This is a genomic window from Enterococcus sp. E5-162, from assembly GCF_035725965.1.
Taxonomy (GTDB): Bacteria; Bacillota; Bacilli; order Lactobacillales; family Enterococcaceae; genus Enterococcus_B; species Enterococcus_B lactis.
This window is the reverse complement of the sequence record NZ_JAPRFV010000008.1, coordinates 15,620-37,419: the sequence shown is the minus strand read 5'-3', so window position 1 is coordinate 37,419 and position 21,800 is coordinate 15,620. Positions and strand designations below refer to the sequence as shown.

Below are 21,800 nucleotides of genomic sequence, written 5' to 3'. Positions count from 1 at the left end.
TTCCATGCGAGAATCACAACTGTTTTTTCGTGTTTGTTCTAAAGTTTGATCAGCCAAATAAATAGTAAAGCCATTACTGTTTGGAGAAGCCCGACAGCCAATCCGTAAGATAAGAATCGTGTACCTTCTTTCATGAATTTTGCAAAGTCTAAACGCAGCCCAATTGCCGCTAAAGCAGTGATCTCAAACCAGCTACTGATAAAATGTGCCGATTGGTCAATAACTACAGGTAAAGAAAACAAGCTGTTGACCAAACAAAAGATCACAAACCCTAATACATACCAAGGAAGCGGTAATTTTCGTTTTTTCTGCGTATCAGTCGGTGTTTCAAACAGAGCTGGTTGTTTCTTGTGCATGAATTTTTCAAACAAATAGACAACAACAACAAGCATCATGATACGTAGAATCTTAAACAACATGGCAAATTCGACAACAGAACTGTCAAGCAAACTTGCACCAGCGACTACTTGACCCACAGATTGGAGTGTGCCACCTAAAAGTGCGCTTTTTTCAATGAGATTTCCTCCGAATAGCTGTAATCCAAGAAAAGGGAGGGTCAACATCATCATAGTACCTAGTAGATTGACCAGTGTGATGATCTGTCCTTTTTCTTCCTCTTTTGCATGGATGGAAGGGGCGATCGAAGCAATAGCAGAAGAACCACAAACAGCGTTTCCTCCAGCCATCATCAAAGAAGAAGTATCGCTGAATTGCAGTTTCTTACCAATCAAGTAAGCACCGATGATAGTGACTGACATCTGTAGTAACACAAAAACAATTCCTTTTACACCAATTTGAGCAATCGTTTGAGCGGTGACAGTTGCACCTAGTAAAAAAACAGAGAATTCCAATAGTTTGCTTTCAGCGAATTTTGTGCCGATTGCTAGAACAGGCTGTTTAAAAAAAGTATTTCCTAATAAAATACCCAATAAAATAGCAATAGTCGCTCCACCTAACTGTGGCAGATAAATAGCAAGAAGCCGGCTGACGGCAGCGATGGCAAAAGAAAGCAGTAATCCGGGCAAAATCTCGCGGACCGCTGAATCCTTTACAGATTTTATTGGATGTGACAATGATTTCATTTGATTGGTTCCTTTCGTCAATAAATACTAAAAGCATACTCGAACATAGTAGCACTAAACCAGTATTTTGACAAAAGAATAAGAGGTCGTGACAAAAGTCTTGTCACAACCTCTTGTTTCGAATAAACGGTGTTCCAAAGCCAGTTTCTCGGTATTAAGCCAAATTTATGCAAAAATGTGGAAAGCCATTTTCACAAAATTTTTCTTACTACTCGAAACTAGGCGGCTTTTTCACGACCTCTTGGTAAACGGTGTTCCAGAAGTAGCTTCTTCGGAAATAAGCCGAAATGTTACAAAAATTTGAGAAGCAATTTTCGTATATTCCTTCTTATTTCTAGAAGCTGACCACTTCTTTCACAACCAATCGAATCAATTATGAAGCGATTTTTTTAGAAACAAATTTTCCATGTTTGCTATGTTCTTTAGTTAAGAAACGTACGTAATGAGCAAGCACGTAGAAGACAACTACACTTGCAAACAGACATTCCGCAATTTTTAAGAAATCTAATACGCTACTATAAATACCTAAACTGTTGAAGTAATGAACAGTAGTAAATAGAGCTGTTGCAGAGATAACAAGTGGGAATGTAAAGGCTGCGTAGCTTGGATAAAAACGAAGCTTGAACAAGCGTGGCAGTATAGACAGCACGACGAAATACAATACTTGAGATAAAACGAACAACGCTACGACAAGATAAAAGTTAGGTTCTGCAAAGTTTTTCAGGTAACCTGTCAGGCAAAGAGAACCAGGTGCTGCAACGATCGTAATCAGCGGACGTGTTGGATGAGCCATATTTCTTACGAAAAAGACACGTTTGATGATGATTGGTAATAAGAACGCATAGCAGACCAATGAAATCCAAAAGAAGATTTTTCCAATAAGTGGGAAGAAGTTCCCAGCAGTTACAGTGATGACCCCAAACCCAACATAAATGATAAACCAGCTTGGATAAATTGCTTCAATAGAAAGATCAGCTTTGATGACATGGTGATAATTGAAATAAAAGACAAGTATCACTTGGAAAATAACTGCACACAACCAAATGAATTTGACAATCGGTGCAATACTTTCATATGAAACAAAATAAGTACAAATAACCATGAGTGACATCGTAAAAGTTGGTGAAACGGAGGCGATGATCGGATCATGCAATGTTTGTTTCGTATGCTCAAATAAGATAAACAATTTAACAAAAATGAATATCATAAGAATCATTGAGATACCGCCAGTTAGATTGCCTAAAGCAACATGGTGATAGTCTTTAAACAGATTTCCAAGGGAAGCTAACCCAAGAATCAACCCGCAGATCGGGATCGGAATAATTTTCAAAAAGTTCTTCATATACATTCTCCTTTTTATTTAATAGATTTTAGTACCAAGATGAACGAATACATTGTAAAATGAATAGGTCTGTATGATTACGAGCAAAGCAGACAGCTGATTATCTTGTCTGAGTTACTAGTTGGATCAGCAACTGTTTTGTTGTACATTTCTATTATAGATGGTTTTTTGTATATTTAAATCAAATAGTTTTTATAGTAATTATCATAAAAAGTTATGGAAGTGGTGCCATGTTTAAGTTATTAACGACTTTTCGAGCAGTATATGAAACAAGAAATTTTTCTAGAGCAGCAGAAGTACTGTTTTTATCTCAGCCAGCCGTCTCGAATCAAATCAAACAATTAGAGCGGGAGTTGAATATTGATCTTTTTCAGCGTAATGGCAGAAAAGAGATGCTTCCAACTAAGCAAGCCGATTTATTATACGAGCGGACGCTGGTTTTATTAGAAGAATGGGAAGAGACCCAGCAAAAATTGCTCAATGAACAAAATGAAGAAGAAGTATGTCGGATCGTTGCTTCCCACACATTTGCTGTTTATCTTTTGCCTCAGTTGATGAAACATCTGATCAAAAGGTTTCCTAAAGTGCATTTTGAGATCGAGATCGCGAATTCACATGAATCATTAGAACAAGTAGCGAAACATGAATCCGATTTTGGTTTTATCGAAAAGCCATTAGAGACTTCCGGCGTACAAAGGTACTCCTTGATGGAAGACCAGCTAGTCATTGCTGGGGACCCAAAAAGTAAATTGTGGCTTGTAAGAGAAGCAAATTCTGGCGTTTTTCATTACACACAACGTTATTTTGAAGAAATGAACATCCAAGATAAGAAAATGATCGTGAAAAGCAATGATGTGATCGTTGCGTTGCTGAAGGAAGGAATCGGACGCTCGATTTTATCTGAGCGCTCTGTGCCAAAAGACGTACCAATGATTCCGTTGAATTTCCATCGGTATTTTTATTTCATTCAACGAACCAATCTGGTTTCTGATCAGCTGTTAGAGATTGCTGAAGAGATCCTTCGATACAATGAAAGCACAGAAACTTCTCACAGCGAGGAGAATCTCAGCTGATAGATAATTGCATGTATCAAAAAAAGTTCTGTGATACACTAAAGATAAGCAGTAGGCTTTTGCCTTCCGTTTGCTCAAGCAGCTGCAAAAACGGAAAGTTAATTTTTCCCAAATGTCTGTGGAAAGACTTTCCATTATCTAACTGGACCGCTATAATAATCAGCAGTATGGTTTTTAAGAAAAGGGATGAAACATGGAAAAAAAATTAAAAGCTTCGAACGATAATCGTATTGATTATGGCGTGATTTTACCAGTCTTTCTGTTATGTTTGATTGGTCTGCTCTCATTATATGTAGCACTTAGCCATGATCCGAACAATCCAGCAGTCTTGAAAGGCGTAGGGATGCAAGTTGTCTGGTATTTAGTTGGGGCGGCAGCAATCGTTGTCATCATGCATTTGAATTCCAAATGGATCTGGAAACTGACTCCTTACCTTTATGGCTTGGGGTTAGTAGTAATGGGACTCTTACTGGAATTCTATGACAAGAATTTAGCCGATTCTACAGGTTCTAAAAACTGGTTCCGATTCGGTGCGTTCACCTTCCAGCCAGCAGAGCTAATGAAGATCGCGTACATCTTGATGATGGCGCTGATCGTGACCAAACATAATACGCAAGTAAAAGAACGGACGATGAAATCGGACTTTTGGCTGATTGGGAAGCTCTTGATCGTGACGATACCGGTATTAGCATTGATCATGGCTCAAGATGACTTTGGAACGATGCTCGTCTTCCTTGCGATCTTCGGCGGGATATTCTTGATGTCTGGAATCTCTTGGCGCATCATCGCCCCTGTAGTGATCTTAGCAGTAGTCGTTGGTGCAGGAACGATTTTCTTAGTGACGACTGAAGGCGGAAGAGACTTGCTTTATAAAGTGGGCTTCAAATCTTATCAATTTGCACGTATTGATTCATGGCTGGATCCTTTCCATGATACGTCTGGGATGAGTTACCAGCCGGCACAAGGACTTTTGGCAATCGGCACCGGTGGCTTGTTTGGTAAAGGATTCAATGTAAGCAATATTTATGTGCCTGTTCGTGAGTCCGATATGATTTTTACCGTTATCGGTGAAAACTTCGGCTTTATCGGTGGTGCATTCGTCATTTTCTTGTATTTTATTTTAATTTATCGTATGATTCGGGTGTGTTTCGATACGAACAATGAATTTTACGCCTATATCGCAAGCGGTTTGATCATGATGCTGCTGTTCCATGTCTTTGAGAACATTGGAGCAAATATCGGATTACTTCCTTTAACAGGGATCCCATTGCCTTTCATTAGCCAAGGAGGATCTTCGATTTTAGGGAACATGATCGGTGTCGGATTGATATTATCGATGAGATACCAAAATGAAGCACCTGCAAGATCTTCAAGGAGGTAAGAAAATTGTACACCTTTTACTGGTACCCGAAATGTTCAACATGCAAAAAAGCCAAAGCGTGGTTAGACCAGCATGGCGTTAGTTATCAAACTGTTGATATGATCAAAGAAGTACCGAAGGCCTCAACGATTGAGACTTGGCTAGAAACGAGTCAAGTACCGATCCGTCGCCTGTTCAACACAAGCGGGATGAAATATCGAGAACTTGGACTGAAAGATCAAGTAGGCGAGTTTACGGCTTCAAAAGCAAGCCAAGTCTTATCGACAGATGGCATGCTGATCAAGCGGCCGCTGATCGTGCAAGAGGACCAGCTTGTTGCAATTGGATTCAATGAAAAAATTTATGAAGGAGAACTGATATAAAATGGCAGGCAAACATTTGAAGAAAAAGGACAACCTTTGGATCTTATTTAATGGAAAAGAATACTGTGTTGGTTTGACAAATGAAGCGCAAGAAGAACTCGGAGACATCACGTTTGCCAATTTGCCAAAAGCAGGACAATCGCTAAAAAAAGATGAACCTCTGATCGAAGTCGAAGCGGAAAAAGCGGTCAATGAATTTGCTAGCCCGCTAACGGGTACAGTTTCTTCTGTGAATGATAAAATCGGTGAAGATATCAATATCTTGAATGATTCAGATGAAATGAATGCGTGGATCTTAAGTTTCAAAGATGTTGATCCAAAAGAATTTGACGAATTATAAAATCAGAAAATCACTTGAAAAAAGTTGACACTGATTCTTCCAGTTGCTATAATCATAAGCAATCCTATATGAAACGAGAAAGCTTTGAAAAGAAGAGTACATGTCACGGACGTTTGAAGAGAGCCCTGTTTGCTGAAAATGGGTAACGAAAATGAGATGGAAGATGGTCTTAGAGCAGAGTAAGCGAGCGTAAGCAAACTTACTACGGGAGTGCCCGTTACAGCGCGACAGTATACGGAAAGAAGCTAAGTCCAAGTACTGGAAGAGGCTGTTATTGCGAAGTAACGGTAAATCAAGGTGGTAACACGGAAGTTCAAGCTTTCGTCCTTTTGCTTAAGGCAAGAGGGCGAAGGCTTTTTTGTTTGAAAAATCATAAGAGAAAGATGTGAATGGCATGTCATTAATCCAACTAACGAATGTCAAAAAGACATTCAATGGGAAAAACGGAAACATCCAAGCCGTCAATGACGTTTCACTAAACGTTGAAAAAGGGGATATTTATGGAATCGTCGGCTATTCTGGGGCAGGAAAAAGTACATTAGTCCGTCTCCTGAATGGACTTGAGCTTCCCACGAGCGGCGAAGTGATCGTAAACGATCAAGATATCACAAAATTAAAAAACAAAGAATTACGTACATTCCGAAAGAAAATCGGTATGATCTTCCAGCATTTCAACCTGTTATGGTCAAGAACTGTACTTGAAAATATCCAGCTGCCGTTGGAATTAGCTGGTGTACCAAAGAGCAAACGCAAAGAACGAGCAGAAGAATTGTTGCGTTTAGTCGGGTTAGAAGGACGCGGACAAGCGTATCCTTCACAACTTTCCGGCGGACAGAAACAACGTGTCGGTATCGCACGAGCATTGGCAAATGATCCTGAGATCCTGCTTTGTGATGAGGCTACGAGTGCATTGGACCCGCAAACAACAGAAGAAGTATTAGACTTATTGTTAGCAATCAATAAGAAATTGAATTTGACCATCGTCTTGATCACACATGAAATGAATGTGATCCGCAAAATCTGCAACAAAGTCGCTGTGATGGAGTTGGGGAAAGTCGTAGAAGAAGGAGACGTGTTGACTGTCTTCAGACAACCGAAAAAAGAAGTAACCAAACGTTTTGTACAACAAGACATCGAACCAGAAGCTGATTCGACAGAACTATTAGCTGAACTCATCAAAGAAAATCCAAGCGGCCGTTTGGCAACTTTGACCTTTAGCGAAAGAAATGCCAACGAACCAGTTATTTCCCAAGCGATTCGACGCTATAACATTGATGTCAACGTCGTATACGGGAAAATCAAACAAGTAAAAGAAGGTTCCTTTGGTTCATTGACTGTCTTGATGACAGGTGAAACCAAAGAATTAGATCAAGCAGAAGTGTTCATTAAAGAACAAGGAGTAGGAATTGAGGTGATCCATCGTGGATAAAAGCTTTTCAGAAACATATCTAGATTTTAAACAAATCAATCCGGAAACGATGAATCAGGCTATCCTTGATACACTATATATGACATTGATCTCAATGGTCTTAGTGACGATCATCGGATTAGTCTTGGGATTGATCCTTTACTCTATTGGGCGCAAAAACAAACCGTATGCTCGAATCATTTACGGGATCGTATCGATCATCAGTAATATTTTCCGATCAACACCATTTATGATCCTGATGGTTTTGATCATTCCATTTACTAAAGCAATCGTAGGCACTATGCTAGGTGCGCAAGCAGCCATTCCAGCTCTTGTTTTATCCGCGGCACCATTTTATGCCCGTCTAGTAGAGATTGCTTTTCGTGAAGTCAGCCCTGGCGTACTGGAAGCAGCAGATGCAATGGGGGCAAGTTACTGGGAAATCATCTGGAAGGTCTTGATACCTGAAAGTATTCCCGCGTTGATTTCTGGATTAACAGTTACAACGATCTCGATGATCGGATTTACTGCAATGGCCGGCGCGATCGGCGCAGGTGGACTTGGTGGTCTTGCTTGGCAGGAAGGCTACCAACGTGGTAATCTGACAGTGACATTCGTTGCGACTTTAATTATTTTATTAATCGTATTTATCGTTCAAGGAATCGGTGATTTCTTAACTAAGAAAACAGACAAAAGATAATAGGATATAGGGGGATATAGGATATGAAAAAGAAGATTTTTGGATTAGCAGCAGCGCTTTTGCTGACTGTAGGATTAACAGCATGCGGTAACAACAGCGACAGCAAAGATTCAGCAAATAAAGCAGACGACACGATATTGAAAGTCGGCGCTTCACCGACACCGCACGCAGAGATTTTGGAACATGTGAAACCATTATTGAAAGATGAAGGAATCGATCTTGAAATCGTCAAATTCGATGACTATGTATTACCGAACCAATCTTTGGAAGAAGGCGATATCGATGCCAATTACTTCCAACATATTCCTTATTTGAACAAAGAAATCAAAGAAAAAGGGTATGACTTTGTCAATGCCGGTGCTGTCCACATCGAACCAATGGGCTTGTACTCTAAAAAAATCAAAGATGTTTCTGAACTAAAAGATGGTGCAACGATCATCACTTCGAATTCTGAATCAGACTGGGGACGCATCATCACGATTTTACAAGATGCTGGGCTAGTCAAAGTCAAAGATGGAGTAGATCTGGAAACAGCCACATTCGATGATATTGCAGAAAACCCTAAGAATTTGAAGTTCAACCATACGATCGACCCATCACTTTTAGCTTCTACGTACCAAAATGATGAAGGTGACCTAGTCGCAATCAATGCAAACTTCGCTTATGGCGCAGGATTGAATCCATTAGAAGATGCCGTATTACTTGAAAAAGACAACTCTCCTTACGTGAATATCATTGCGACTCGCAAAGGTGATGAAGACAGTGACAAAATCAAAAAACTGATTGAAGTGCTTCACCGTAAAGAAGTCCAAGAATGGATCACAGACAAATGGGGCGGCTCTGTTAAACCAGTAAAGGCTGATGCAAAATAAGGAATGAAACAAAAAAGATGAGAAATAAGTCTGTAACGGCTTATTCCTCATCTTTTTTATACCTATTCTAATTTAGAAATCAAAATTGTTTAATAATCAATAAAAGATATTTGATTTTAGTAAGGAAGATCATTGCGCTTCATTCTCAATTAGTCTAAAATGAGTGAGAACGAAAGAGAATTTGGGGGTATAATGCATGTCTGTCTTAGAAATAAAAAATCTACATGTGTCGATCGAGGAAAAAGAAATCCTTAAAGGCGTAAACCTAACAATGAAAACCGGAGAAATTCACGCCATCATGGGACCTAACGGCACAGGAAAATCAACCTTATCTGCCGCTATCATGGGCAATCCAAACTATGAAGTAACAGAAGGCGAAATCTTGTTTGACGGAAAAAATGTTTTAGACTTGGAAGTAGACGAACGTGCACGACTTGGTTTGTTTTTAGCTATGCAATATCCAAGTGAGATACCAGGTATCACGAATGCGGAATTCATGCGTGCAGCAATCAATGCGAAACGTGATGAAAACGACAAGATCTCTGTTATGGCATTTTTGAAAAAGTTAGATGAAAAAATGGCTTTACTGAATATGCCAGAAGAAATGGCTGAACGTTATCTGAACGAAGGTTTTTCTGGCGGGGAAAAGAAACGGAATGAGATCCTACAATTGTTGATGTTAGAACCAACATTTGCGATTTTAGACGAAATCGACTCGGGTTTGGATATCGATGCTTTGAAAGTCGTTGCTAAAGGAGTAAATGAAATGCGTGGAGACAATTTCGGTGCATTGATCATCACCCACTATCAACGATTATTGAACTATATCACACCTGATGTCGTTCACATCATGATGGAAGGTCGAGTAGTCATGACAGGAAATGCTGACTTAGCTAAACGCCTAGAAGCAGAAGGTTACGCTGGAATCAGTAAAGAATTAGGAATCGACTATAAAGAAGAAGAAGCGTAAGGGGGAGCAAGAATGAAAGAAAAAAACTGGCTCGATTATCTTGACGCGGTAAATGATTTTTCTTTAAGTAAAGGCGAACCTGATTGGATGAGAACCTTCCGTCAAGACGCACTAACAAAAGCAGATGAACTGCCATTGCCGCATATCGATCGGGTGAAATTCCATCGTTGGTCGTTATTCGATGTGAAAGAAACACAAACTATCAGTGAAACAGGCACGATTCCAGCATTTGATGCAATGAAAGACAATCCTGTGCTTGTCCAACAAGGTTCATGGACGATTTTTGAACAACTACCTGTGGAATTAGCAGAAAAAGGAGTCATTTTTACCGACTTGTTCACTGCAATGATCGAATACCCAGAACTAGTCCAAGAATATTATATGAAAAAAGCAGTAAACCTGGACGAAGACCAATTGACTGCACTCCATGTAGCTTTTATGAACAGCGGTATTTTCCTGTATGTGCCTAAAAATGTCGTGATCGATGAACCACTCGAGTCCTTATTCATTCAAGATGGCGCATCCGATGAGCACTTCTTCAAGCATGTGTTGATCGTGGCAGATGAACATAGTGAATTTTCTTATCTGGAACGTTTCCAGACAACCAAAGAACAAGTAGCAAAATCATCAGGTAATATCATCGTGGAAGTCATCGCTAAAGCTGGTTCAAAAATCAAATATTCAGCTGTAGATCAATTAGGAGAGAATATTACTTCTTATATGAATCGCCGTGGGCACATTTTACGAGACGCTTCTGTCGACTGGGCAATTGGTGTCATGAATGACGGTCATGTGATCGCTGACTTTGATTCAGATTTAGCAGGAGAAGGTGCACACGCAGAAGTCAAAATCGTGGCGATCAGCTCGGGCAGACAAATCCAAGGAATCGATACACGAGTAACCAATAAAGCACCTCATACGATCGGGCATATTTTGCAACACGGAGTGATCCGAGAAAAAGGAACATTGACCTTTAACGGTATCGGCCACATCCTGAAAGGAGCAAAAGGTGCAGATGCTCAACAAGAAAGCCGTGTCTTGATGCTTTCTGACAAAGCACGTGGTGACGCGAATCCTATTCTTTTGATCGATGAAAACGAAGTAACTGCTGGACATGCTGCCAGTGTAGGACGAGTTGATCCAGAAGAAATGTACTATCTGATGAGTCGAGGATTGCATAAAGAAGAAGCAGAGCGCTTAGTGATTCGAGGATTCCTCGGTTCTGTCTTAACGGCAATCCCTGTAGAACAAGTTCGGAAAGAATTAGTCGAAGTAATCGAAGGGAAGTTGAATGGATGATCGATGCTAAAAAGCTACGCAATGATTTTCCTATTTTATTTCAAGACGTCAATGATGAACCTTTCGTTTATTTGGATAATGCAGCGACGACCCAAAAGCCAAAACAAGTACTCCAGGCATTAGCGCACTATTACGAACACGATAACGCCAATGTTCATCGCGGTGTCCATACGTTAGCAGAACGCGCGACCCATGAGTATGAACAAGCAAGAGAAAAAGTACGAGCGTTCATCCATGCAAAAGAAACAGCAGAAGTGCTGTTTACTCGTGGTACGACGACAAGTTTGAATTGGGTAGCCAGAAGCTTCGGCGACCGCTATATCAAAGCAGGAGACGAGATAGTGATCTCTTACATGGAACATCATTCTAATGTTATCCCATGGCAGCAGTTGGCAAAACGAACAGGTGCCGTCCTGAAATATATCGAACTAACAGAAGAAGGCTTCCTGGATATGGAGGATGCAGCGAAAAAGATTACGGACAAAACCAAAATCGTCTCCATTGCTCATGTATCCAATGTTTTAGGTGTCATCAATCCTGTTCAAGAATTAGCTGAACTTGTCCATGAAAACGGTGGGGTCATCGTAGTAGATGGTGCACAATCTGCCCCACACATGGCCATTGATGTCCAAGCACTAGACTGTGATTTCTTTGCTTTCAGCGGACACAAAATGTGCGGACCAACAGGTATTGGTGTTTTATATGGTAAACGAAAATGGTTAGAAGAAATGGAACCCGTTGAATTTGGTGGCGAAATGATTGATTTTGTCGAATTATACGACAGTACATGGAAAGAACTACCTTGGAAATTCGAAGCAGGGACACCAAATATCGCTGGCGCTATCGCATTAGGCCATGCAATCGATTATTTGCAAGAACTCGGCATGGACAATATCCATCGATATGAAGAAGAACTAGCCGCTTATGTGTTGCCAAAATTACAAGCAATCGATGGATTGACTGTTTATGGTCCGCAAGACCCGAAATTTCGGACAGGAGTTGTTGCGTTCAATTTGGATGGGTTACATCCCCATGATGTCGCGACAGCTTTAGACATGGAAGGGGTAGCCGTTAGAGCAGGTCATCATTGTGCGCAACCGCTATTGAAGTACCTTGAAGTATCAGCGACTGCTCGCGCCAGCTTTTATTTCTACAACACGACGCACGACGCCGACCGTTTAGTTGAAGCAATCATGGCAACAAAGGAGTTTTTCCAACATGGGACTATCTAAATTAGACAATTTATACCGTCAAGTGATCTTGGATCATTCTTCCCATCCGCATCATCGTGGAAGCTTGACCGACTCGACAAGCAAGATTGAATTGAACAACCCCACATGTGGAGATGTGATCGAATTGCAAGTCGATGTAAAAGACGGAATCATCAAAAATATCGCCTTTGACGGCAGCGGCTGCTCCATCAGTACGGCAAGTGCCTCGATGATGACAGACGCCGTCATTGGAAAATCAATAGAAGAAGCAGAACATTTAACTGTAGACTTTCTACAGCTTGTCCAAGGAAAAGAAGTCCAAGATCCCGACCAATTAGGCGATGCTGCTATGCTTGGTGGTGTAGCTAAATTTCCCGCTCGGATCAAATGTGCGACACTTGCCTGGAAAGCACTAGGAAAAGCAATGGAAAACGATGGTACCGTAGCTTTCCATCATTACCACAAGGAAGAGGAGTGAGAACATGGGCGTACCAGAATTAGAAGAATATAAATTCGGGTTTCACGATGATGTCGAACCGGTTTTCAGTACAGGAGAAGGCTTGACAGAAGAAGTGATCCGTGAGATGTCAAGAATCAAAGGCGAACCAGAATGGATGCTTGAATTCCGTCTGAAATCTCTAGAAACATTCAATAAAATGCCAATGCAAACATGGGGGCCCGACCTTTCAGACATCGATTTCGATGCCATCAAATATTACCAAAAACCAAGTGACAAACCCGCTCGTGACTGGGAAGACGTACCAGAAAAAATCAAAGATACATTTGAAAAGATTGGTATCCCAGAAGCTGAACGAGCTTATCTAGCCGGTGCTTCCGCACAATATGAATCAGAAGTCGTGTACCATAATATGAAAGATGAATTCGAAAAATTAGGAATCGTCTTTACTGACACTGACTCTGCTTTGAAAGAATACCCTGAATTATTCAAAGAGTACTTTTCAAAACTTGTACCGCCAACCGACAACAAATTAGCAGCGCTGAATTCAGCCGTATGGTCAGGTGGAACCTTTATTTACGTGCCAAAAGGCGTCAAAGTCGATGTTCCATTACAAACGTACTTCCGGATCAATGCGGAAAACACGGGTCAATTCGAACGTACGCTGATCATCGTTGACGAAGGAGCAAGCATCCACTATGTCGAAGGCTGTACGGCACCTACTTATTCAAGTAATAGTCTGCATGCCGCCATCGTAGAAATCTTTACAAGAAAAGATGCGTATTGCCGTTACACCACGATCCAAAACTGGTCAGACAATGTGTACAACTTAGTAACCAAACGAGCAAAAGCATACGAAGGCGCAACCGTTGAATGGATCGACGGAAACCTAGGTGCAAAAACAACGATGAAATACCCAAGTGTTTACTTAGATGGAAAAGGCGCACGAGGCACCATGCTCTCCATCGCCTTTGCAGGAGCAAACCAAATCCAAGATACGGGTGCAAAAATGATTCACAACGCACCAAACACTTCTAGTTCCATCGTCTCTAAATCAATCTCAAAAGACGGCGGTGAAGTAAACTATCGAGGACAAGTAACCTTTGCCAAAAACAGTGCGGGTTCGATCTCTCATATCGAATGTGACACGATCATCATGGACGAATGGTCGAAATCCGATACGATCCCATTCAATGAGATCCACAACAGCCAAGTCTCTTTAGAACACGAAGCCAAAGTCTCAAAAATCTCAGAAGAACAACTCTACTATCTGATGAGCCGAGGCCTGACAGAATCTGAAGCAACTGAAATGATCGTCATGGGCTTTGTTGAACCATTCACCAAAGAACTTCCAATGGAATATGCAGTCGAACTCAACCGATTGATCAGTTATGAGATGGAAGGGTCAGTAGGTTAATGAGAAAACCATACTCCAGAATCGTTGATATATAAGCGATTCTGGAGTTGTTTTTATTAGTTCAAATGAAATTGAATGCCATTTTGAATGCCATTTGTTAAAAATTGACATAGTTGGCAAAACGTTCGCCAGTTTCTTGTATTTTTTCAGGTGTGACATGAGTATAGATATTCATTGTAGTTTTTATATCCTTATGACCTAATCGTTCTTTTACCTCCGCAAAATTTGCACCTGATTCAAATAACAGACTTGCGTGAGTGTGGCGAAAACCGTGCAGTGTAATTTTGGGTAAATTATATTTTTCGAGTATATTGTAAAGCCAATCATTAGGAGCCTGTGGATAATAAAGACTGTTAAATTTATTTGTAAATAGAAATTGTTCTTGATTCAAAGTATTGAAACCGCGTTCCAAGTACCATTTCTTTTGATTTGTTCTCCATTGATCTAAAATTCGAACAGTTTCTTTATCTAGTTTTATAGTACGTTGAGAACTTTTAGTTTTAGGTTCTTGAACAATAATCTCGCCAAATTCGTCTAACGCTAGAGTTTTTCCAATTGTAAGTTGATTCTTAAAAATATCAATGTCAGTCCATTGAAGTGCAAGAGCTTCTGATTTTCTCATACCGGTGAAGGCTAGTAGTCTGAAAAAGGCAAGCAATTTTGTACTTGTTCTTCCGGATTCTGAAATATGATGGTCTAGACAATTAAAAAATGTTTCTAATTCTTCTTTATTATAAAAATTAGGAAATTGTTCAACTTCTTTTTTTCTAGGCAAGATAGTTTTTCTCATTGGATTACTATCGATCATTTCCATTTGAACGCCGAATTGTAAAACCTGTCCTACTGCCTTTCTAAAATAAGGATATTGTTTATATTTTTCATGCCATAAATTTACGATTCTCTGGCAATATATAACGCTAATATTTTTAACTTCCATATTTTCAAAATGACACAAGGCATAGTCCTCTATAAATCTTTTTGAAGTTGCTACTGTTGAAGGCTTTACACGCAATCTATATTGTTCTAACCACAAAAGATATAACTCTTTAAATGTAATTGTAGACTCTTTTTTTAATAATCGACTATTCTTTTCGAATTCTACTTGAAGCCTAGATAATTCTAACTGGGCTTCTTTTTTCGTTCTAAAATTTCTTCTAGTAGTTTTAACTGGCTTTCCTGTTAGTGAATCTATTCCTAAGTAAGCTTGGAATTTCCAAGCTTTATCGCCATTTTTTTTTTCGTATTGGTTAAATGTTGCCATAATTTCCTCCTTTATTGCGTGGGGCACAAAAATGAGGATATTTATAAGTAATGTGTCTATTCTTTTTCTTCGTTAATAGTTTTGATAGCATTGGCAATTTTAATAACTGGTTCATACATTTCATAAAGATACTCAGAGTTAACAGAACCAAATTTATCAATTGTTTCGATGGAATGAGCAAGATTGAAAACTGCGTCTATGGAATTTGAACTTTCTTGATCTAAGATTCCTTGATTATAATCTCTCATATAATCGATAAATTTTTCTACATGTAAAATAGCTTTTAGTTTTTCGTCATATTCATCAATTTTATTTAGGATAGCTGGAGTATCAGAAAGAGCAATTTCTTTCTCTGAACCAAATAATTGAGTTGGTGTTGCCTTGAAAACTTCACTGATTTTTTCTATTGTTTCAAGATTAGGATTACCAGTTCCCCTTTCTATCTTTGATATGGTTTGCCTATTAACATCAATTTTTTTCGCAAGTTCGTCTTGAGAATAACCAAATTTTTTTCTCAGTCTAGAAACATTTATACCAAAATTTTCAATCATAAATATATCACCTCATTTCAATATTATAAAATGTGAAGTAATTAAGCAACAGTTATTGTTTGTTTTAATAATCAAAAATATATTTTAATTGCTTATTGACGATTATAGAAACCTTTGGTATTCTGTACATGTGGTTGTTTTAATAATCATATGGTTCTTTTAATATACTTTTTGAAAGGGAGGTAAAGTTTTGGACACAATGGAGGGAAAATTATCTTTATGGGAAAAAGAGATATATCATAAGTCTTTTGCAATGATTCAGCGTGCACTAGATGATGTGAAAAAAGAGCGTGATGTTGTTAAACAAAAGCATTGTGCCGATTATTTCGATATAAGTGTGACAACTCTTAAAATGTGGGTTGCACATGGATGTCCTGAAATTCGTTTAAAAACTGGGACGCCGCTTTATTCAAAGACTTCAATTGAGAGTTGGCTACTATCACAACAAAAATAGCGTGGGGCGCAAAAATGAATAGAAAGTAGGAAAGAAAAAATGATTATGAAATTTTTCGATGTAAAAGAAACGGTACTACAAAATGATTATCCGGTAGTTAGTGTTGAAGAATATCAAGATGTGAGTAGCGAAGAAAAAGTTGTTGATTTCGGAACAGAGTACACTGTTGTTCTAGAAAATGCGGATTTTGAAAAAGCAAAAATTCGAGTTTCCTTTGATAAACCAGCACTTTTTCATTTGTGTGAAGAAAGTGGTAGGGATAGAAAAGCTTCGTTTGAAAATCTAATTTTGTATTTAGTGATTGAAAAAGGAATCCCTCAGATAAAGGGCTATGCTGAAAAAGCTATAGCAACGAAAAAAAGAGACTAACTAGCAACGAACTAGGAAAGTCTCTAAGAAAAACATACACTTAATATTAACATTTTTTTTTGGGATTTTCCAATAATTATGGAGGATTGTCATGTCTAATGAGTATATTCAGAATTATTGCGAAGAGCTATCTGTTTTATCTGTTTTTAAGGCAAATTATTTCTTTATTGAAGATGGTATTGACTTAGCGAAGTCGTTGATCAATCCGTTGTATTACAAGTGGGAGTATGAACTCACAAAAGAGTATTTAACCGCTCAAGAAGATAGAAAATATGACACTATAAACTATCATGAAATGCAAGCAGCACTGCTAAAAAAATATAAAGAATTCAAAGAATTCTCAGATGCAGAATGGGTGGAATGGATAATTAGGTCTTCTGAAAGATTAAAAAGAAAAAAGAGGTTATCATTGCATTCAAAATTCCGTTCACAAAAAAACTCTACTTATGAAAGAGAAAATCTAGATTGTAGTGAATTGGATAATGAAAAAACAAGAATTATTGATTTATTTGAAGATGATTCATTGTGTAAAGAAGATGATATGAAATTTGATGACAATAAGAATTTTGAAGAAAATCAGATTGATATACTTAAGAAATCTTCTGAACTAAAAAAGATTTTTCAAATTTTGGGAATTATGTCGGAAATTGCTGTGTAAATTATTTCAATCTTGGACTATTCAAAGTTGTAATTAATTTTGTTGTAGTAATACGTGTTTAAAAGGAACTTACAACGGTTTCTTATCAGAGACATGTATTGCAAAGAATGAAGCGACTGCACCTCCCAGGGCGCCCCACAGGCGCCCTGGGTCACGATAGTGATTGGTCGCCTGCCGTGCAGGCGAGTGCGCTGTGCGCACAAAGTTGATTCATTCTTAAGTCTCTGTAACAGAAAAAAATTGAGGGTGTCCCTCTAACAGCACCCTCGGAACGACAAAAATTAAATGAATTGACCACAAAAATAGTGATTAAAACGTTGATTTATCAGCTTTTTTCAAAAGTAATAAAACTTGCAAAATTTGCAAATTTTTTTAAGTGAAATTGAGGCAAGAATTGCCGATATTGAGGTGAAAAATGTCAAATAATGGTCGAGTGTTATCGTCTTCGAATGTTATAGGAAAAGTAGATTGGCTACAAATAATATTTCAAAATATATCATGGGAAGAATTGTTCACCACTATACTAGGAATCACATTAGACAGTGTTTCAAAAAAAGCTGGTACATTGAAGCATGAAGAATATGATGTGATTTATAGTTGTGGATCAATAAAATACTATACATTCGATGATGAAACAAAATCTTTTTACAGAGGTACATTAGTAATGTCAGGTCAAGCTTGCACTATGTATGAATTCGCAAATAGATCGGGTGATAGTCCAAACAATGTATTTCAAGAACTAGCTTGGAGAATTATTTCAAATTCAATCGATACAAGTTGTAAGTTTACAGTAACCCGAATTGATTTGGCTTTAGACGATTACAACAAACCACCATACTTTACGGTAGACACTATTATTAGAAAGGTTCAAAAAAAATCTTATTATTCGCGTGGTAGAAGTGATCAAGTATATGATAGTGAATTTACAAAAAAAGAAAGGGCGAAAACTCAGCAAATAGGGTCAGGCGGTTCGGAATGCTTATTCAGGTTCTATGAAAAATCAAAAGAGATGAGTAAAGGATTGGATCCTGAAAAGGTTGAGCAAATAATGAGTAATGCGCCACTAACAAGACTTGAAGCGGAGATAAGAAAAGACAAAGCAGATAGTCTGTTTCAATCTATAGCTTACCTACCAAAAGATATGCCATTATCAAATTTAATAAGAGGTTTTATAAAAAATGAAATATCTTTTTATTCTGATTCTTCATGTGAAAAAATTTGTAGATGGTGGCAAGAGTATTTAAAACCAAGTATTGAACCGATTTTAAGAAAGAGTTATGACGTAAGTAATTTTGAACGAACCTTGAATTGGTATCAGTATCAAGGTGGTTTAGCAGTAACGCAAGCGATTTTCTTTTTAATAGAAAATGGTGTAGATTTGGATTTTAATTTGACTGATTTCAAACAAGAATGTAGATGGTCTACAGAAATGGTCGAAAAAATGATTGATTTTGTTAGTAAAGAGAATAGAACGGATCTTATCCCCTATATCTATGAAAAACAAAAATATTAGAAACGAGAGGAATTTTTCAGTATGGCTAAAATGTTAGAAATAAGAGATTTTGATTTAACAGATATTGGAACAAAATTTGAATTGGACGAGGTACTACCAAAATTTGCGACTGAGGAAAGGAAAGATTCAGATGGGGAAACTATCATGGATAAAGATGGTAGACCCAGAAAGTTCCAAACAGATGAAATTATAGGTTATAAATACAATGTCACAATTTTGGAAGGAAAATATCGGAAAAAATCAACTCAAATTTCAATAGATGGTATGGACAAAGTGATTTCCAATGAAGAGATAATGAAATTAGATTCTGTAAAATGTCGATTTGCCAATCTAGCTGTGACAATGGCTCAAAAAGTTATTTATTATAAAGCAGATAGAATTGAATTGTTCGAGAATAAATAATATATAGAAAATTTGTCTTTAGGTTGAATTTAGAAATAAATATTTTTCCTAAAGACACTTTTTGTTTTAGGAGATGTTAGATTTAGAATATGAAAAGAAAATTTATATTAGTATTTTTATTAATAATGAGTTTTATTTTTTGTAACGTTTCTGCTTATGCCGAACAGACACCAATTGCAGATACTCCTGCAGTAGATCAAAGTGGTACTTACAATCTTGATTCATATAGTAGTCAGATGGCTACCAAAAATGCGTGGGAGTCGGTTTTTAGCTTAGATACAGGCGAATGGGTAAACAGTGGAGCAAATCTTTTTTTTGAGTTTAACAAGATTATATATTCTGTCTTTAAATATGGCATTAATTTATTTGGCAAATCGGGCGTATTACAAGATAACGTATCTACCTTTACTCGTTATTCAAGTAATATGTTTGATACCTTATATGGTCAATTTGGACTGACAATATTAGTGATCATGGCAGTGTATATTTTTTATTTATATTTTGCTAAAAGTCCACAGCGAGCAATGAGTCAATTCGTATCTTTTTCGGTGGTTATAATATTCGCTTTTGGGTGGAACTATAAGGGAAATGACCTAGTTAAGTGGTTTAATAACATTTCTAATGAAATACAAACTACTATGATTCAATCTAATTCTATGGATAAAAATGGGTCTGAGAAAAATTCGCTTATTTCTATTCAGAATACGCTATTTGATTTAGGAGTAAAAGAACCTTACTATTTAATAAATTATGGTAAAACTACAAAAATTAATACTCCTGAAGAACCAAGAAAAAGTACTGAGTTTCTATTTACAGGGGAACCAACTGAGAAAAAGCTAAAGGATAATATTGAAAAAGTGAATGAGGCTGCAAAAAGTAATCAGTTTTTACAGCCATCTAAAGCTGGATGGAAATTTACTGTTAGTTTTTTATCACCTATTATGACAATAGCATTAGGAATCCCTTTACTAGGAATACAATTTTTGAATTTTCTAGTAGAAGTTGTCGCTCTTTTAGTATCAGGCTTTGTTGGATTATCAGCATTTTTAAGCCTAATACCTAAATTTCGTCAGGCATTTTGGAAAACTATGCAAATATTACTAGGAGCATTTGGTATTCGAGTATTGATCGGGATATTCTTCTTAGTTATAGTTTCAATAATAGATGTGATCAGAAGCACTATTCCAACTACCGGAATTTCAAGTTATATGTTGCAAATCGGCTCTATATGTATCGCTATAACATTAATATGGAAAAATAAAGACAAGCTTATCTATGTTGTTACTGGCGGCGTAGTTACGTCTATGGACAAAGGAATACTTCAAAAAGTTACTAGGCCAGTTAAAGAAAAAGTTGGTCAGGGAGCAAAGTTTGCAGGAGATGTTGCTGGTTTAGCAACAGTAGGAGTACCTTTGGGCAGTAGTAGTGAAAAGTTATTACAAAAACCAGCGGATTATATGAAAAATAATGCCTGGGATATTTATGACGATCGGCAACAAAGAAAATTTGATAATGCAAATGATTTCATTAGTGACAAAAGCATTCCAAATACAAATAGGATAATAAAGAATGAAGATCGAAAAGAAAATAATATCATTCAAAACGAAGGAACACTTAATAAAGAAAGCGAGATTCCTACAATGAATAATTTTGCTGCAACTGACAATAGAGGTACTGAAGGAAAGCTTGATAATATAGCTGATTCCCTGAATAGTGTCGAAGGAAAAATCTTAAAAGATGTTGATTTTGATACTGATATTACAAAACAGATTGAAGAAAATAATGTTTATTATGAAGAGAATTCTGATGGTATTGTAGATGGTAAAGGAGAAAGTAATGATTTGGATAGAAGAGATAGATTTATGATTTTCTCGCCAAAAAGTATTCAGAGTTCTCAATCGATTGAAGAAAATGCCAATTATTTACTGTCTGAAGAATTCAGTTTTAGTCAAAGAGAAGCTGATGATGAAATTAAGTCGAATGCACAAGAATACGAGAATTCTTTTGAAAAAAATGGTTCTGTTCCTGATTTAACAGTAAATAATTTGGTTTCAGGTAATTATGATAAGATACTTGAATTATCTGATAAAAGCCATGATATAATTAGCAGTAGCTATGAATTAGGTGAGAAAGAAGTGTTTAATTATGAAGGAAATAATGATAAGCGGATTAATTGATGAATCTGATGTTGTATACTTTTATAAAGCTAAAAACAAAGATGGAATAACATACCATTATTTAGGAACTCCAGTTGATAAAAATAAAAAAACAGGGACATTGAAGGAGTTTGTAGATCATTTCAATTATCAGGATAAAAATGTTATTGAGTTCTTAGAAAAATCACTTTCTTAGTAGACATTTTAAACGCCCCACGCGGTTTATTTTTGAATGCCATATTGAATGCCATTGAGTTGATATTTATTGATTTTTAGTGATATTAAAATATGATTTAAGTATGGTGAAACGTTGATATATCAACAATAGTATAAAATTGAAAATCAGATTCTCAAATGGAAGGGTCTGTGGGGTAATACTTAAATATAGAGGTTGTGACAGAAGTGGGCAGCTTCAAGAAATAAGAAGGAATTTACGAAAATTGCTTCTCAAATTTTTGTGAAATTTCGGCTTATTTCCGAAGAAGCTACTTCTGGAACACCGTTTATTCGGAAAAAGGAGGT

At 37.4% G+C, this 21,800-nt stretch carries 23 protein-coding genes and 1 other annotated feature; of the genes, 19 read left to right on the top strand and 4 right to left on the bottom strand.

Going from position 1 to position 21,800, the window contains the following annotated elements; genetic code table 11:
* Positions 1-38 precede the first annotated feature (38 nt).
* Positions 39-1,082: a YeiH family protein gene (locus OZZ83_RS08980; protein WP_002316496.1), complete on the bottom strand. Its 1,044-nt coding sequence runs from the start codon at positions 1,080-1,082 to the stop codon at positions 39-41.
* Positions 1,083-1,455: 373 nt separating this feature from the next.
* Positions 1,456-2,424 carry a TDT family transporter gene (locus OZZ83_RS08975; RefSeq protein WP_002312068.1) on the bottom strand — a complete coding sequence of 323 codons (969 nt, stop codon included), beginning with the start codon at positions 2,422-2,424 and terminating at the stop codon, positions 1,456-1,458.
* Between the two features lie 230 nt (positions 2,425-2,654).
* Here OZZ83_RS08975 and OZZ83_RS08970 point away from each other — a divergent pair, with 230 nt between their 5' ends.
* From OZZ83_RS08970 to sufB, 12 genes are all read left to right on the top strand, one after another.
* On the top strand, positions 2,655-3,497 hold the full coding sequence (locus tag OZZ83_RS08970; RefSeq protein ID WP_002308240.1) for a LysR family transcriptional regulator: 843 nt from the start codon (positions 2,655-2,657) through the stop codon (positions 3,495-3,497).
* A 193-nt stretch (positions 3,498-3,690) separates the two neighbouring features.
* Positions 3,691-4,878, top strand: coding sequence for an FtsW/RodA/SpoVE family cell cycle protein (locus OZZ83_RS08965; protein WP_002308242.1), 1,188 nt, complete (start codon positions 3,691-3,693; stop codon positions 4,876-4,878).
* A 5-nt stretch (positions 4,879-4,883) separates the two neighbouring features.
* Complete coding sequence (locus OZZ83_RS08960; protein ID WP_002308244.1) at positions 4,884-5,240, top strand: arsenate reductase family protein; 357 nt, start codon at positions 4,884-4,886, stop codon at positions 5,238-5,240.
* Position 5,241: 1 nt separating this feature from the next.
* A complete protein-coding gene (locus OZZ83_RS08955; protein WP_002291179.1) occupies positions 5,242-5,580 on the top strand; it encodes a glycine cleavage system protein H in 339 nt (112 codons plus the stop codon).
* Positions 5,581-5,655: 75 nt separating this feature from the next.
* Positions 5,656-5,912 (top strand) — a binding site (T-box leader).
* Between the two features lie 62 nt (positions 5,913-5,974).
* Positions 5,975-7,009, top strand: coding sequence for a methionine ABC transporter ATP-binding protein (locus OZZ83_RS08950; protein ID WP_002304234.1), 1,035 nt, complete (start codon positions 5,975-5,977; stop codon positions 7,007-7,009).
* Entirely contained in the window at positions 7,002-7,688 is a 687-nt protein-coding gene (locus tag OZZ83_RS08945; protein WP_002287674.1) for a methionine ABC transporter permease, read from the top strand. Before OZZ83_RS08950 ends, OZZ83_RS08945 begins: the two co-directional genes overlap by 8 nt.
* Positions 7,689-7,711: 23 nt before the next feature.
* Positions 7,712-8,560, top strand: a complete 849-nt coding sequence (locus tag OZZ83_RS08940; RefSeq protein ID WP_002308245.1) for a MetQ/NlpA family ABC transporter substrate-binding protein — start codon at positions 7,712-7,714, stop codon at positions 8,558-8,560.
* Between the two features lie 196 nt (positions 8,561-8,756).
* Positions 8,757-9,530, top strand: a complete 774-nt coding sequence (gene sufC, locus OZZ83_RS08935; RefSeq protein ID WP_002287679.1) for a Fe-S cluster assembly ATPase SufC — start codon at positions 8,757-8,759, stop codon at positions 9,528-9,530.
* A 12-nt stretch (positions 9,531-9,542) separates the two neighbouring features.
* Entirely contained in the window at positions 9,543-10,829 is a 1,287-nt protein-coding gene (gene sufD, locus OZZ83_RS08930; protein ID WP_002308246.1) for a Fe-S cluster assembly protein SufD, read from the top strand.
* Positions 10,826-12,061 carry a cysteine desulfurase gene (locus tag OZZ83_RS08925; protein ID WP_002312075.1) on the top strand — a complete coding sequence of 412 codons (1,236 nt, stop codon included), beginning with the start codon at positions 10,826-10,828 and terminating at the stop codon, positions 12,059-12,061. Before sufD ends, OZZ83_RS08925 begins: the two co-directional genes overlap by 4 nt.
* On the top strand, positions 12,048-12,518 hold the full coding sequence (gene sufU, locus OZZ83_RS08920) for a Fe-S cluster assembly sulfur transfer protein SufU (protein WP_252706797.1): 471 nt from the start codon (positions 12,048-12,050) through the stop codon (positions 12,516-12,518). Before OZZ83_RS08925 ends, sufU begins: the two co-directional genes overlap by 14 nt.
* Before the next feature lie 4 nt (positions 12,519-12,522).
* Positions 12,523-13,914, top strand: a complete 1,392-nt coding sequence (gene sufB / locus OZZ83_RS08915; protein ID WP_002287686.1) for a Fe-S cluster assembly protein SufB — start codon at positions 12,523-12,525, stop codon at positions 13,912-13,914.
* A 97-nt stretch (positions 13,915-14,011) separates the two neighbouring features.
* Here the strand turns inward: sufB and OZZ83_RS08910 are convergent, their stop codons facing one another.
* Positions 14,012-15,175 (bottom strand): tyrosine-type recombinase/integrase, encoded by a 1,164-nt coding sequence (locus OZZ83_RS08910; RefSeq protein WP_325066052.1) that lies wholly within the window; start codon positions 15,173-15,175, stop codon positions 14,012-14,014.
* Positions 15,176-15,231: 56 nt separating this feature from the next.
* Complete coding sequence (locus OZZ83_RS08905) at positions 15,232-15,726, bottom strand: helix-turn-helix transcriptional regulator (protein WP_325066051.1); 495 nt, start codon at positions 15,724-15,726, stop codon at positions 15,232-15,234.
* A 190-nt stretch (positions 15,727-15,916) separates the two neighbouring features.
* Between OZZ83_RS08905 and OZZ83_RS08900 the strand changes: the two genes are divergently transcribed.
* The 7 genes from OZZ83_RS08900 to OZZ83_RS08870 all read left to right on the top strand — a co-directional run bounded on the left by OZZ83_RS08900 (position 15,917) and on the right by OZZ83_RS08870 (position 21,474).
* Positions 15,917-16,180: a DNA-binding protein gene (locus OZZ83_RS08900; RefSeq protein ID WP_442784193.1), complete on the top strand. Its 264-nt coding sequence runs from the start codon at positions 15,917-15,919 to the stop codon at positions 16,178-16,180.
* Positions 16,181-16,219: 39 nt separating this feature from the next.
* Positions 16,220-16,549, top strand: a complete 330-nt coding sequence (locus OZZ83_RS08895) for a hypothetical protein (RefSeq protein ID WP_325066050.1) — start codon at positions 16,220-16,222, stop codon at positions 16,547-16,549.
* A 91-nt stretch (positions 16,550-16,640) separates the two neighbouring features.
* Complete coding sequence (locus tag OZZ83_RS08890) at positions 16,641-17,207, top strand: hypothetical protein (protein WP_325066049.1); 567 nt, start codon at positions 16,641-16,643, stop codon at positions 17,205-17,207.
* Positions 17,208-17,622: 415 nt separating this feature from the next.
* Positions 17,623-18,720, top strand: a complete 1,098-nt coding sequence (locus OZZ83_RS08885) for a replication initiation factor domain-containing protein (protein WP_325066048.1) — start codon at positions 17,623-17,625, stop codon at positions 18,718-18,720.
* Between the two features lie 21 nt (positions 18,721-18,741).
* A complete protein-coding gene (locus tag OZZ83_RS08880; RefSeq protein WP_200126163.1) occupies positions 18,742-19,122 on the top strand; it encodes a hypothetical protein in 381 nt (126 codons plus the stop codon).
* A gap of 89 nt (positions 19,123-19,211) precedes the next feature.
* The gene (locus OZZ83_RS08875; protein WP_325066047.1) at positions 19,212-21,299 is read left to right on the top strand and encodes a CD3337/EF1877 family mobilome membrane protein; all 2,088 of its coding nucleotides are present in this window, start codon (positions 19,212-19,214) and stop codon (positions 21,297-21,299) included.
* Positions 21,280-21,474, top strand: a complete 195-nt coding sequence (locus OZZ83_RS08870) for a hypothetical protein (RefSeq protein ID WP_325066046.1) — start codon at positions 21,280-21,282, stop codon at positions 21,472-21,474. Before OZZ83_RS08875 ends, OZZ83_RS08870 begins: the two co-directional genes overlap by 20 nt.
* Positions 21,475-21,800: the final 326 nt, after the last annotated feature.

Coding starts and splice junctions, on each gene's coding strand:
- OZZ83_RS08940 (WP_002308245.1), top strand. CDS start 7,712: ATGAAAAAGAAGATTTTTGGATTAGCAGCAGCGCTTTTGCTGACTGTA.
- sufU (WP_252706797.1), top strand. CDS start 12,048: ATGGGACTATCTAAATTAGACAATTTATACCGTCAAGTGATCTTGGAT.
- OZZ83_RS08910 (WP_325066052.1), bottom strand. CDS start 15,175: ATGGCAACATTTAACCAATACGAAAAAAAAAATGGCGATAAAGCTTGG.
- OZZ83_RS08875 (WP_325066047.1), top strand. CDS start 19,212: ATGAAAAGAAAATTTATATTAGTATTTTTATTAATAATGAGTTTTATT.
- OZZ83_RS08905 (WP_325066051.1), bottom strand. CDS start 15,726: ATGATTGAAAATTTTGGTATAAATGTTTCTAGACTGAGAAAAAAATTT.
- OZZ83_RS08880 (WP_200126163.1), top strand. CDS start 18,742: ATGGCTAAAATGTTAGAAATAAGAGATTTTGATTTAACAGATATTGGA.
- OZZ83_RS08975 (WP_002312068.1), bottom strand. CDS start 2,424: ATGAAGAACTTTTTGAAAATTATTCCGATCCCGATCTGCGGGTTGATT.
- OZZ83_RS08925 (WP_002312075.1), top strand. CDS start 10,826: ATGATCGATGCTAAAAAGCTACGCAATGATTTTCCTATTTTATTTCAA.
- OZZ83_RS08890 (WP_325066049.1), top strand. CDS start 16,641: ATGTCTAATGAGTATATTCAGAATTATTGCGAAGAGCTATCTGTTTTA.
- OZZ83_RS08895 (WP_325066050.1), top strand. CDS start 16,220: ATGATTATGAAATTTTTCGATGTAAAAGAAACGGTACTACAAAATGAT.
- OZZ83_RS08955 (WP_002291179.1), top strand. CDS start 5,242: ATGGCAGGCAAACATTTGAAGAAAAAGGACAACCTTTGGATCTTATTT.
- OZZ83_RS08980 (WP_002316496.1), bottom strand. CDS start 1,082: ATGAAATCATTGTCACATCCAATAAAATCTGTAAAGGATTCAGCGGTC.
- sufC (WP_002287679.1), top strand. CDS start 8,757: ATGTCTGTCTTAGAAATAAAAAATCTACATGTGTCGATCGAGGAAAAA.
- OZZ83_RS08885 (WP_325066048.1), top strand. CDS start 17,623: ATGTCAAATAATGGTCGAGTGTTATCGTCTTCGAATGTTATAGGAAAA.
- OZZ83_RS08870 (WP_325066046.1), top strand. CDS start 21,280: ATGATAAGCGGATTAATTGATGAATCTGATGTTGTATACTTTTATAAA.
- OZZ83_RS08950 (WP_002304234.1), top strand. CDS start 5,975: ATGTCATTAATCCAACTAACGAATGTCAAAAAGACATTCAATGGGAAA.
- OZZ83_RS08965 (WP_002308242.1), top strand. CDS start 3,691: ATGGAAAAAAAATTAAAAGCTTCGAACGATAATCGTATTGATTATGGC.
- OZZ83_RS08970 (WP_002308240.1), top strand. CDS start 2,655: ATGTTTAAGTTATTAACGACTTTTCGAGCAGTATATGAAACAAGAAAT.
- sufB (WP_002287686.1), top strand. CDS start 12,523: ATGGGCGTACCAGAATTAGAAGAATATAAATTCGGGTTTCACGATGAT.
- sufD (WP_002308246.1), top strand. CDS start 9,543: ATGAAAGAAAAAAACTGGCTCGATTATCTTGACGCGGTAAATGATTTT.